Consider the following 13,114-nt stretch of genomic DNA (forward strand, 5'->3'; position numbering starts at 1 on the left):
AATGATCAGGGTGGGGATGCTTCTCTACTTTACTCTTCTAGCCCGCGCAGGCGGGCTTTGTCCGTGGAGCCAGACCCTTGAGGGTGCGGGTTTTTGCAGACGAGCTACGAGTACCGGATTGGGGCTGAAACTGTGGATTATAGAGGAATCGGGGACCCAATGCAACTGAGGGAGACTCCAATCTGTGGCGATCGCCTCGAAGGGTAAGCGATGGGAGATTTCGCAAGTTTTTAGAACATCGGGCATAGCAGCAGTTTATTATCTATAAACAGCCCAATGGCTTGCCCTGTGTTTGGATTCTGGATAAACCCATGAGCGATCGTCCTTCTGCATCTACCCCGACTGATATGACTGGGATTAAAACTACCCAGACCCATATTACCAATGCTGACTATCGAGAACTCGATCGCGATCGCCTCTCGGCGATGTATCGGCATTATGCGGAGATCAAGGATCAATATCCCCATTCTCTGCTGTTGTATCGTGTGGGGGATTTCTTTGAAACCTTTTTCCAGGATGCGATCGTGGTGGCGCGAGAACTGGAATTAGTTCTCACTAGCAAACAAGGGGGAGATGTGGGACGAGTCCCCATGACGGGAGTACCCCATCATGCCTTAGAACGGTATGCTATGCAATTGGTGGAAAAAGGCTACGCTGTCGCCGTGTGCGATCAAGTGGAAGATGCGGCAGAAGCAAAAGGGTTAGTCCGGCGGGAAGTCACCCGGGTGATTACCCCGGGTACACTCCTAGAAGATGGAATGCTCAAAGCGCGCACAAATAACTTTTTAGCCGCAGTCGTGATGGCGGGAAATCAGTGGGGATTGGCTTATACAGATATTTCCACTGGGGAATTTTTCACTACCCAAGCGGAAGATTTAGAACATCTCGCACAAGAGTTAATGCGTCTGCAACCGTCGGAAGTGCTAGTCCCGACCAATGCACCGGATATTGGTACATTGTTGCGCCCCGGGGAAAAGTCTCACCATCTCTCGGAGTATCTTCCCTCCTGCTTTTGCTATTCTCTGCGATCGCAAAAAACCTTTACCTTGGTTGAAGCGCGGCAGCGGATTCTCCAGTATTTCAAACTCCGCAGTCTGGAAGGGGTAGGATGTGAAAATCTCCCTTTAGCGGTGCGTGCAGCAGGGGGTTTATTAGAATATCTGGAAGCGACGCAAAAGGAAAATCGCATTCCCCTGCAATTGGTTCGCAGTTATACGTTAGCCGATTATTTAATTGTCGATGCTCAAACTCGCCGCAATTTAGAAATTACGCAGACTGTGCGGGATGGGACATTTTATGGGTCGTTGTTATGGGCGATCGACCGCACAAAAACAGCGATGGGTGGGAGAGCATTACGGCGTTGGATTTTGCAACCCTTGCTACAAATCAAAGGGATTCGATCGCGACAAGATACGATAGAGGAATTGGTCCACAAAACCGAACTGCGCGAAGAAATTCAAAAGTTGTTATCAGAAATCTATGACATTGAACGCCTCACAGTTCGCGCCGGTTCAGGAACTGCAAATGCTCGGGATTTAGTTGCTTTAGCCGATTCTTTAGCGAAATTGCCGGAACTCTCCGTTTTGGCACAGCAAGGGGATTCACCCTATTTGAAACCCTTACAGCAAGTGCCCTCGGAACTAGAAAGCTTGGCGGTTCGTTTGAAGCGGGCGATTGTGGAATCACCGCCGCTACATTTAACCGATGGGGGGTTGATTCGTCCCCATGTTTATGAGGCGCTGGATGAGATGCGATCGCTGGTTGAAGGGGATCAACAATGGTTGGCGAATTTGGAAGTCCGGGAACGGGAACGCACGGGAATTTCTACGTTAAAAGTGGGGTACAATAAGACCTTTGGATATTATATCAGTATTTCGCGATCCAAAAGCGAACAAGCGCCGTCCGATTATGTGCGTCGGCAAACTTTGACCAATGAAGAACGGTATATTACTCCTGAATTAAAAGAAAGAGAATCAAGGATTCTGACGGCACAGGAAGATTTGAATAAATTAGAATATGAGATCTTCGTGCAGTTGCGATCGCAGGTGGGAGAATATGCGGCAATGATTCGCAATGTGGCAAAAGCAGTTGCGGCGATCGATGTGTTAGCGGGGTTGGCAGAAATTGCGATCGACCGGGGATATTGCCGTCCTGAAATGGTGGAAAATCGAGAACTGAGAATTACAAATGGTCGTCATCCCGTCGTAGAATATTCCATTCCAGCCGGGTTATTTGTACCGAATTCCACTCGCTTGGGGAATGCCGAAGACCCGGGCAAATCTGAAAGTGATCATCGCCTTGCGCCGGATTTAATTATTTTAACCGGACCGAATGCAAGTGGAAAAAGTTGCTATTTACGGCAGGTAGGATTAATTCAGTTATTGGCGCAAACGGGTAGTTTTATTCCAGCAACTTCCGCCACTTTAGGAATCTGCGATCGCATCTTCACCCGAGTTGGCGCCGTAGATGATTTGGCCACAGGTCAATCTACCTTTATGGTAGAAATGAATGAAACCGCTAATATCCTCAATCATGCCTCTCCTAAATCTCTAGTTTTACTCGATGAAATTGGCCGAGGAACCGCCACCTTTGATGGATTATCTATTGCTTGGTCTGTTGCCGAATATTTAGCCACCGAAATTCGCTCTCGCACCATTTTTGCTACCCATTATCATGAAATGAATGAACTTGCCTCTATCCTCTCGAATGTTGCTAACTATCAAGTCACCGTTCGGGAATTAGCCGAGGAAATCGTATTTTTACATCAAGTCCAACCCGGAGGTGCGGACCGTTCTTACGGCATAGAAGCAGGAAGGTTAGCCGGGTTACCCCCCGTGGTGATTCAACGAGCAAAAGAGGTCATGAGTCAGATTGAAAAGCATAGTAAAATTGCTGTAGGACTCCGCAAAGGGGCCAAGAAAGAGAGAGAAAATTCCTCGGAATCCACCGAACAATTAGATATGTTTGATTTTTAAACAGGGTTCGGGTTTTAGGGGAAGAACCCCACCCTAACCCGGACCAAGAATTAGGGGAGGGAACTGGAAGAACCCCACCCTAACCCGGACCTTAGTAAGGGGAGGGAACTGGAGGGGTTGCCACTTCATTCCAGATTTATAGTGGTTTTAAACAAAGTAAGCCATCCATTTTCATCTCGCTGTCCCCCAAACAAATCAAAGCACACTTCCATCCCTTCCGCTTCTTTTTCCGTAACCCGAAGAATTCCAAAATTATTATAACGACAGATGGCTAGGTTCTCAAAATGGTAGGGAATATTCCCGGGGCGATCGCCTAAATCTCCTTCCTCTTTAACTAACATTTCCAAAATCCGCCGTTCCAGTGCTTTCAAATGGGCATAAGCAATCCCACTAGAAGTTACTTGAAATACTTTAGCCCCGGGAAAATCTGGATGAGACAGTTTAAAAGCCGCCCCAATATGAACATCCCCACTAATAAAAATAACGGGTCGCTGCGTCTCTTGGGAAAGCTCAAACACCAACTTTAACAAATTATTCCGCTCATCCCAATTGCTGTGATGTTCCCAATGGTCCCGTTGATCATCTTGATATCCAAACAAAGTTAAGTCTATTTTGTTAATCACAAAGCTACTTAAATGAACCACCGGGACAGGAGATACAATAAATAAAGCCTGGGCATCGGATTCATACTGACAGGCCATCCACTTTTGAAACCGACTCCACTGTTCTAATCCTAACGTGCGATGGTGTGGGCGATTGTAATTGCGATTTCCGCGCATATCAAGGACATAAAACCCACAGCGTCCGCAATCAAATCCATAATCAAACTGCTTATTAACAAAATCAGTCTCCGGATTATGACAATGTTCATATTCCCAATAAACCCGTCTGGCCGCTTCAAACATTTCCTCGGCAAAGTGCAATTGTTGCGATTTATTTCGCAGTTGCCAGGAGGTATCTAGCAATCCTGCTAGTTCATCTGGAGTATAAGAACCCCATCCATCTAGAATTTCATGATCATCCCAGATCATATAAGTGGGAAAGCGGCGATAAATGCGTTGCACTTGGGGAATTCCCCAGTATCCCCGAAAAATATCCCGATACCAGGAAATCATATCCTCGCGAGTCGGGTTCTGAGATTTGACCTTGCGCAACCATTCCCAGATACTCAAGTCAGAGTTGCCATCGACATAGACTTGATCTCCGGTTGCTAACACAAATCGGGCATTCACCTTGGAGAGTTCTTGCTCAAATTGGTCCCACATTTCCATACTGGCAAGCTGCCGCCCTTCGTAAGGCATATGACAACTATAAATGCCAAAATTAATGGTTTTCGGATGTTCCGGAAAGGTCTGAAAGCACAGGAGTTCGTCATGTCCCAACTCCCAAGGAGAATCGCGATTTGGGTCAAATAACGCATAGTAATAGCGAGTATCCGGCGTGAGATTCATCAGTTCCATCACGCCGGTGAGGTCGGTTTCGAGGGTAAGTGAGAGGGGGAGAACGATGTCCGGGAAAAATTCTACCGTATGAGTGGGAGTGGTCAAGCGTAACTGGTATTCACGGCGATCGCCTAAAATCAATAAGGGAATCCCCTGAGTGGGAATGGGACGGGTAGAAACCACTAACCAGTATTCCCCTGGTTCACCAACCCGGAACCACAAACGCACCGTTGTGGGGGTCGTATGACCGATAATACTGGTTTGCTCTAAGGGTGAATTCGGCCAAGGACGTTGTTCGGGATCATAAAACTTCAGAGGGCGATTCATGACGGTTTCTGGTCTCCATTGCACGGATAGGGAAGGACAATTCTATTATCTAGGCAATGGAGACACTGGATTCACCCCTGGGGAGTTCGGATTGCCTTTATCGGGATTCTCCAATCAGACTGCGGATCTCAGGCATCTCATCTTTTCGGGATTTATTGTCCGTGATCGCCATTCTGATGGGGTTGGGGTCGCTTAAAAGCGGGCGATCGCGGCAACCGCACCCTCTCCGGGCATTTTCTCCTGGGGTTCCACATACACCGTCCCCCCATTCAGCGCCGTATAAACCGCCGCAAAATCTAACAGGTCCTCATCATCCGGTTGAGCTTCCTCATGAATTTCTACTGTATTTGTTTCCGGATTGAACTGTCCCCATTGATGGTAATCCGAGGCCACAAATAGAGAATCCAGACGTTGATAATAGGCCGCAGAAACAATTTCCTCCAGGTCGGTTACGGTTTTCTCCGGTTGAGCACCACTGAGGTCATAGTAGCGTTGTACCGCCTCTGTATAGGATTGCTCAAAATACGGCTGAACAATCTCCCAAGTGAGGGTTTGCAATTCTTCCGGTTTGAGCATTTTCGGATTGCCTGTCATGCCATCGGCGAGCAAATGCTGATAAGAGTTGGCCTGATAATACAGCGGTAACAGATACTCCACCCCGGCCAAAACCAGGGGTGCATCCTCATCTTTGAGGCGATCGAAAATCCCCTTATCCACCTGATAAAAATATTGCAAAATATCCAGGTAAATCTTATCCACATCCGGGCTACCCTGTCCGTGATAAGCCCCCGCTTCCGGTGCCGGGTTCCGGGTTCCCCCGCTCGATGTGAAAATTCGGAATTGGGTGTTACTGAATTCATCATACATCAGTGCTTGGTCGATATTTTCGGGGATATTTTCTACATGAATTTCCCGCGCACTGAATTGTGTTGCTTCAATCAGACGGACATTATCTTGACTGAGGGCTAAGATAAAATAGCGTCCGTTTTTGTTGACCAAGGGAAGGAGGGGTTTGAGGTGGAAGCGATCGCTAACCACCACAATTTCATCCACCTCAATCGGGAGACAATAGTAGTGAAAGGCTGTGGGAGAAATGAAAATTGCCAGACCCAGTTCTTGGTGTTCCCAAAACTTTAACTCATCCAGCTTTTTGGCTTGTTCCAACCACTCGGAGGCATCCGAAAGCCGAATCCCTATCTCTTCCAGCTTGGATTCTGCCTCCTTCATTAAATTCTTAAAGCGAATCGGATTTTGCTGAGTTTCAGAACCCACCTTTACCGTGGGCATATAAAGAGATACGGAGGGTTGTTCGTGATGCTCTAATAAAGTTTTAAGGTCACTTTTAGATAAAAAATCCATAAATTCAGGCTCCGATTATGACAGTGTAAACTTAACTAAAAATCCACCGCAACCGGCTAGAATTGTAGTCACGGCTGGAAATAATAGTCAAACGCCTGGGCTGAATTTTCCCAAGGTCTATTTTCATTCCATCTAAAAACTGGTGATTTGCCCTCTTTCTTTTGATAGAAGATTGAGGGTATAAATTGTAAAAATTTACCATACATAAGCAGCGATCGCGACAAGCGGGATCGGATGAAAAGTCAGACAATTTACAGGGTTTGCCAGTGGGTAACCCGGAGGCCGCTGCCCCGATGGGACGGGAAAGATTCCCTTGCTAACTCCCTTATGCCGGACCCTTCACCAGGCTGACAATCCGTTCCACAATTTCCGAAATAGGTAGAGAGACATCCAAATGAATCGCCTCTTGTGGGGTTGGTTCTTCTAAAGCCTCAAATTGACTATTCAGCAAATCCGGTGACATAAAATGCTCCGATCGCGATCGCATTCGTTCCTCTATCACCGCCTGAGAACCCTTCAAATAAACCAGCTTGATCGGTTCCAAAGGACAATCCAGAATTTCGCGATAGGATTGCTTCAAAGCCGAACAAGCTAACACCACATTTTTATCTTGCTGTAACCAAGCGGAGATTTGTTGCCGCATTGCCATTAACCAAGGGTGGCGATCGCCCTCATCTAAGGGGATTCCCCGACTCATTTTCTCCACATTTTCCGGGGAATGTAAATCATCGGCATCGATAAACTGCCAGTCTAACGCCTCTGCCAGACGCTTCCCGACGGTGGTTTTCCCTGAACCCGATACTCCCATGATGATGACAATGGTCACCGTTAACGCTCCTTTTTTTGCTGACTGTGATTGCTTTGGCGTGTCTCTCAATTCCTGAGTGGAGAGCGATCTCGCTTTTATGGGTTTCCCCTGCTACGGCGTCCCCCTGTGGGTGCAACTTAATCATTGTAAAACATCTTCACCCCTAAGATAAACCCTCCCAGTCCCAGAAGTGTCACAACCCCACAAAAATTTAGCCAATTTATGGTTTTCATTAGACAAGAGAGACGGAACTCAGCCTTAAAATAGCCCTAAAGTGATTTCCCACTCAAAGGACAGAGTAAAATTAGAACACTCCCTAAAATGGAATTTAATATTATCGAATTTTATAAGGCCATTAATTTCATGAACCAACGGGTTAATCCCCTTGGTTCAGAAAAACATAAATATTATGTTGATTTGTCTAAAATTATTGGAAATGAAGTGAATAAAATTCATTCAAAAATTACAAGTTATTCACCGAATGAACCCACTTGTACGGTATTAACGGGCTATATCGGTTCAGGAAAATCCACTGAACTGCTCCGATTAAAAAATGACCTGGAAGTGGAAGGGTTTCATGTTGTTTATTTTGTAGCAGATGAAGAGTTAAACATGATAGATGTATCTATCCCCGATATCTGGCAGGCGATCGCCTGCCGGATTGTGCAAAGTTTGGACGCCATAGAAATTAAGGAACCGGCAAAACTTAATAAATTTTTACAAGAATATTTGCAGATTTTGGATATTGAATATCCTGCGAAAATAAAAGAAAACATTTCAAAAGCCACGTCAGCAAAAATAGGAAAAGGCAAAGATATTTTTACTTGGTCATTGGGAATTAGCGAAGTTTTAAAAACCTCTATAAAAAAACCCTTAGATCACAAAAAACTGACGCAATTTTTGGATGCTCAAAAAACTCAACTTATAGAGGCAATAAATCAGGAGGTAATTGAACCCATGATCACCCAAGTAAAAGCCCGTGGAAAACATGGATTAGTAGTAATAATAGACGGGGTAGACCGAATTGATAATTTGAGAAAACCCTGGGGGCAGCGGCAACATGAATATTTGTTTATCTCCCAGGGAAAATATCTAACCAAGCTCAATTGTCATCTAGTTTTTACCTTACCCATCTACCTCCTATTCTCCAATCATTATGAAATTCTGACTCAGCACTTTGGTGAACTGAGAGTCTTGCGAATGGTGCCGGTGCGATCGCGCGATGGCAGTGAACATCAAGAGGGAATGGCACTCTTACGACAAATGGTTCTAATTAAAGCATTTCCTGACTTAGATGAACAACAACGTTTAGAGGCAATTCCGCTAGTTTTTGAGAATGCTGAAGCCTTAGATCGGTTATGCCACCTGAGTGGGGGTCATATCCGAAATTTAAATGGTTTATTGATGAGTTGGGTGATGGAAGAAGACTATTTTCCCCTAAAGCGGGAAGCTTTAGAAAAGGTAATTTTTTCCTATAGAGAAGACTTGAGAGCAGCGATTCTTGATGAAGACTGGGAGTTATTACGGCAGGTAAAAACCTCTAAACCCATGAAAAATGAAGACCCCAGATATCAGATGCTTATCCGCGCTATGTTTGTCTTTGAATATCGCGAGGGTGATGAAGTGTGGGTTGATATCAATCCCGCCCTTAGTGAAGCCGAAGAACTGCAAACATGAGCCAATCTAATCCTGATTTTTAGATGAAGCAGGACCGGGCTGATTTAAACCCACTCCTTCGGGCGATCGCAAGCAACCAATTCCACCACTTACCCACTCTAGCCGTTTTGTCACGGTTCCAGCTTCTAGTATTGAGAGTCTACAACCTGATGATTTACTGTCGGTTCGTCGGTTAGTCTGGGGATGAAGCGATCAACGGGGTGGGTTTGGTTACTTTAGGGGGAGAATGAGTGAAGGGGGGCGCGGAACTTTCGCTGCTGTCGTAAAATAGGCAGAACTCTCCAGACTCTAAGAACGTAAAATTTCCATGACTCATTCCACTGATATTCTGACTTTGGCGCGTTGGATGGCGTCAGATTTTAGCAATTTTGACCAGGCGATCGAAAATCCGCCGTTTTTTGCCCATATTCGGGTCTGTATGCGGCCCCTGCCTTATGAGTTCCTGGATGGGGTCAGTCTCTATTTAGAGCAGGCTTATGATTATATGCTGGATCAGCCTTATCGGGTGCGGGTGTTGAAGTTGGTCCCGAAGGGCGATCGCATTGAAATCGAAAACTACAAGGTCCAGGATGAAGCCTCTTTCTACGGATCCGCCCGCGATCGCCAGCTTCTGCAATCCCTCACCCCAGACAAGCTAGAAAAAATTCCCGGGTCCAGTTTCATCACGGAATGGACTGGATCCAGTTTCAAGGGCGAAGTCGAACCGGGCAAAAATTGCATTGTGGTTCGCAAGGGTCGCACCACCTATCTGGATAGCACCTTTGAAATTGATGAAAATGTCTTTATCAGTCACGATCGCGGACTGGACCCCGATACCGATGAGATGGTTTGGGGTTCCGTTGCGGGTCCTTTTGTGTTTAACAAGCGGATAGCGAGTTTTGCTGATGAGGTGGTTGGGAATTGAGAGTGGGGAAGGGAACCACTGATTTCACGGATTTTCACCGATTGGGGGCTTACAAGAGTAGGTTTTTTACGTTCAAAGGGATTTACCTCAGATTTAACTACACTTCCGGTCCCCTCCCCTGTGTCTTGGGGTAGGGCTGTTTCATTCTCCCGGCCCAATTAATTTTTGCACTGTTCAATCGCTTTATCTGGCGGGGGATACAGGCATATTCCCCTCCCTTGGAGGGGTGTCCCGAAGGGACGGGGTGGTTTCTTGATTGGGAAGATCCAGATACTTTTGAGTAAAGAAGCATAGCTCAATACTTGATTACTAGCTAGAATTGACCACCCTGCCCCTCCGGGGCACCCCTCCAAGGGAGGGGAATTTTGGGGCATATTCACCTCCTGTGGAGGGGTGTCCCGAAGGGACGGGGTGGTTTCTTTTTCTTAGTTTCAACTGATGAATGAGTGGGTGGTGAGTTCACGCGCAAGCGCGATCGCCCTTGCGCGTAGAAAGACCTTTTCCCAGCCTCCATACAGGCGCTTAAACCGTTAAGAGTGCGTGACGTGGCGATCGTTACATCAGAAGAACCCCACCCTAACCCTCCCCAAGACACAGGGGAGGGGACCGGAAGTCTGGCAAATCCAGAAGAACCCCACCCTAACCCTCCCCTGTGTCTTGGGGAGGGGACCGGATGCGATGGGATTTTGTGGTGTGGTATTCCTTAATGCAGATTTTTTGCGGAATTCTGTCAAGTCGCTGGGGTGAAATATCCCACAGGTGGCACAAACCTGGTAGAGTTACCGAGTATTGGCAAGCAAGATTCATCTACCTATGAGAGTCCTGGTTATTGGCGGTGACGGCTATTGCGGTTGGGCAACTGCGCTTTACCTATCCAATCACGGTTACGAAGTCGCAATTTTAGATAATTTGGTGCGTCGGCATTGGGATGCACAACTTTGCGTTGAAACCCTAACACCGATCGCCCCGATTCAGCAACGGTTGCAGCGTTGGCGCGATCTAACTGGCAAGTCTATTGATCTGTTCGTTGGGGATATCACTGATTACGCTTTCTTAAGTAAGGCCCTCCATCAGTTTGAACCGGATACGATTGTTCACTTTGGTGAACAGCGATCGGCCCCCTTCTCGATGATTGATCGTGACCATGCGGTTCTCACTCAAGTGAATAACGTGGTGGGAACTCTGAATCTGCTTTATGCCATGAAGGAAGATTTCCCTGACTGCCATCTGGTGAAGTTAGGCACAATGGGCGAATATGGCACGCCAAATATCGATATTGAAGAAGGCTATATCACCATTGAGCATAACGGGCGCAAAGATACCCTCCCCTATCCAAAGCAACCGGGAAGTTTCTATCACTTAAGTAAAGTTCACGATAGTCACAATATCCAGTTTGCTTGCAAAATTTGGGGTCTGCGTGCCACAGATTTGAACCAAGGGGTCGTCTATGGGGTCCTGACGGAAGAAACCGGCATGGATGAGATGCTAATCAACCGCCTCGATTATGATGGCGTGTTTGGGACGGCACTCAATCGCTTCTGCATTCAAGCAGCAGTGGGACATCCCCTGACGGTGTATGGCAAAGGCGGACAAACCCGAGGATTTTTGGATATTCGGGATACGGTACGCTGCATGGAACTGGCGATCGCCAATCCAGCAGAACCCGGACAATTCCGCGTCTTTAACCAATTTACCGAACTATTCAACATCGGTGAACTGGCAACGAAGGTGCAACAAGCAGGGATGGCAATGGGACTAAAAATTGAGATTGACCACCTGGAGAACCCCAGAGTCGAACTCGAAGAACATTACTTTAATGCCAAAAATACCAAACTGCTGGATTTAGGTTTACAACCCCATTATCTATCCGATTCCCTACTCGATTCTCTGCTGAATTTCGCCGTTAAATACCAGACCCGAATCGACAAAAACCAGATTCTACCTAAAGTATCTTGGCGACGTTAAACTTTGCTATTTAGCGGCATCTGGTGAGACTAAAGGGTTTTATATCCTTTCTAACTTTCTGAAGGGAGTGCGAAATTCTAGCTCCCTAGTGACAAGAGCTAGAATCTCGCACTATCATACAGAATTCGGTTATCAAAGTCTATAAAAACCCACACCCTAAAGGGTGGGGCTATACGGACGTAGACGCGCTAGCGGCTTCGGTGAAGGGTAGCCCGCCTGCGCGGGCTAATTCAGAAACCCGAGTTTTATCAACCGGATTAGGTATCATTTATCAATTGAAACTGTTGAAGTTGCTCATAGGCTGACCTCAAACCCTTGTGTAACTAAAATTTGATATGAGAATCGCACTTTTTACCGAAACCTTTTATCCCAAAGTTGATGGCATTGTCACCCGACTTTGCCGCACCGTCGAACAACTGCAACGCGCTGGAGATCAGGTCCTCGTCTTTTCTCCAGACTACGGCATTACTGAATATAAAGGAGCCGAAGTTTACGGCGTTACTGGGTATCCCTTACCCCTGTATCCAGAACTGAAATTAGCTTTTCCGACTCCATCTATCCGGCGGAAACTCGAAGCCTTTAACCCCGATTTAATTCATGTTGTCAACCCTGCTGTGTTAGGAGTCGGGGGAATTTACTACGCCAAAAGTTTAAAAATTCCCTTAGTTGCCTCCTACCATACCCACCTGCCGAAATATTTGCAACATTATGGGTTAGGAGTGCTGGAACCCTTGCTCTGGGAACTGCTGAAAGCGGCTCATAATCAAGCGGAATTGAACTTATGCACCTCAATGGCAATGGTGGAAGAATTGCGAAATCATGACATTGAACGGGTGGATTTGTGGCAGCGTGGGGTGGATACGGAGTTATTTCAACCTCATTTAGCCAGTCGAGAAATGCGCGATCGCCTCAGTCAAGGGAACCCCGACAGTCCCCTGCTGCTGTATGTGGGACGACTCGGTGCCGAGAAAGAAATCGATCGCATTAAACCCGTCCTAGAAGCCATTCCCGATGCCAGATTAGCCTTAGTCGGCGATGGACCCACCCGGCAACAACTCGAACAACACTTTGCCGGAACCCCCACCCATTTTGTCGGCTATTTACATGGCGAAGAATTAGCCAGCGCCTTCGCCTCTGCCGATGCCTTTATTTTCCCTTCCCGAACCGAAACCCTAGGGTTAGTGCTGTTAGAAGCAATGGCAGCCGGTTGTCCCGTCGTTGCTGCCGCTAGAGGAGGGATACTGGATATCGTCACCGATGGGGTCAACGGATACCTATTTGATCCTGATCAGGAGAATGGTGCGATCGCCGCCACCCAACGCCTCCTCGCCAACCAAATCGAACGCCAATCCCTCCGCCAAAATGCGCGCAAAGAAGCCGAACAATGGGGATGGCAAGCGGCAACAGCACAACTCCGCCGCTATTATCAAACCATTTTAGAGTCGGGGAGTTTGCCTATGGCTGCCTGACGGAGATGGGGGAGATGGGGAGGATGGGGGAGGTGGGGAGGATGGGTTTTTTACGCTCATGATGATTTGCCTTTCTTGAACTCCATCTCCTGTCCCCTCCCCTGTGTCTTGGCTATGCGTTACTCACATATTTCTTAACAATCTCGTAAACCTAATGCCTGTATTGGTTAGCGGGATAATTAACCTCA

The 13,114-nt window shown here is 46.9% G+C and carries 9 protein-coding genes; 5 read left to right on the forward strand and 4 right to left on the reverse strand.

Annotated elements, in window-relative coordinates; translation table 11 throughout:
* Positions 1-24: 24 nt before the first annotated feature.
* Complete coding sequence (locus NG792_RS15910) at positions 25-246, reverse strand: hypothetical protein (protein ID WP_261236033.1); 222 nt, start codon at positions 244-246, stop codon at positions 25-27.
* Positions 247-347: 101 nt separating this feature from the next.
* Between NG792_RS15910 and mutS the strand changes: the two genes are divergently transcribed.
* Positions 348-2,975, forward strand: a complete 2,628-nt coding sequence (gene mutS, locus NG792_RS15915; protein ID WP_261197865.1) for a DNA mismatch repair protein MutS — start codon at positions 348-350, stop codon at positions 2,973-2,975.
* 125 nt (positions 2,976-3,100) lie between these two features.
* On the opposite strand, the gene NG792_RS15920 is transcribed toward mutS, so the two are convergent.
* The 3 genes from NG792_RS15920 to NG792_RS15930 all read right to left on the reverse strand — a co-directional run bounded on the left by NG792_RS15920 (position 3,101) and on the right by NG792_RS15930 (position 6,929).
* The gene (locus NG792_RS15920) at positions 3,101-4,744 is read right to left on the reverse strand and encodes an alkaline phosphatase D family protein (RefSeq protein WP_261236034.1); all 1,644 of its coding nucleotides are present in this window, start codon (positions 4,742-4,744) and stop codon (positions 3,101-3,103) included.
* A 192-nt stretch (positions 4,745-4,936) separates the two neighbouring features.
* Positions 4,937-6,103, reverse strand: coding sequence for a baeRF3 domain-containing protein (locus tag NG792_RS15925; RefSeq protein ID WP_261236035.1), 1,167 nt, complete (start codon positions 6,101-6,103; stop codon positions 4,937-4,939).
* A 325-nt stretch (positions 6,104-6,428) separates the two neighbouring features.
* A complete protein-coding gene (locus NG792_RS15930; RefSeq protein ID WP_261236036.1) occupies positions 6,429-6,929 on the reverse strand; it encodes a gluconokinase in 501 nt (166 codons plus the stop codon).
* 303 nt (positions 6,930-7,232) lie between these two features.
* Here NG792_RS15930 and NG792_RS15935 point away from each other — a divergent pair, with 303 nt between their 5' ends.
* From NG792_RS15935 to NG792_RS15950, 4 genes are all read left to right on the forward strand, one after another.
* The gene (locus NG792_RS15935) at positions 7,233-8,588 is read left to right on the forward strand and encodes an ATP-binding protein (protein ID WP_261236037.1); all 1,356 of its coding nucleotides are present in this window, start codon (positions 7,233-7,235) and stop codon (positions 8,586-8,588) included.
* A gap of 307 nt (positions 8,589-8,895) precedes the next feature.
* On the forward strand, positions 8,896-9,492 hold the full coding sequence (locus tag NG792_RS15940; protein ID WP_261197821.1) for a chromophore lyase CpcT/CpeT: 597 nt from the start codon (positions 8,896-8,898) through the stop codon (positions 9,490-9,492).
* An 813-nt stretch (positions 9,493-10,305) separates the two neighbouring features.
* Complete coding sequence (locus tag NG792_RS15945; RefSeq protein WP_261236038.1) at positions 10,306-11,457, forward strand: NAD-dependent epimerase/dehydratase family protein; 1,152 nt, start codon at positions 10,306-10,308, stop codon at positions 11,455-11,457.
* A 335-nt stretch (positions 11,458-11,792) separates the two neighbouring features.
* Positions 11,793-12,926, forward strand: coding sequence for a glycosyltransferase (locus tag NG792_RS15950; RefSeq protein ID WP_261236039.1), 1,134 nt, complete (start codon positions 11,793-11,795; stop codon positions 12,924-12,926).
* Positions 12,927-13,114 lie beyond the last annotated feature (188 nt).

The sequence above is a fragment of the Laspinema olomoucense D3b genome (genome assembly GCF_025370785.1).
Lineage (GTDB): Bacteria > Cyanobacteriota > Cyanobacteriia > Cyanobacteriales > Laspinemataceae > Laspinema > Laspinema olomoucense.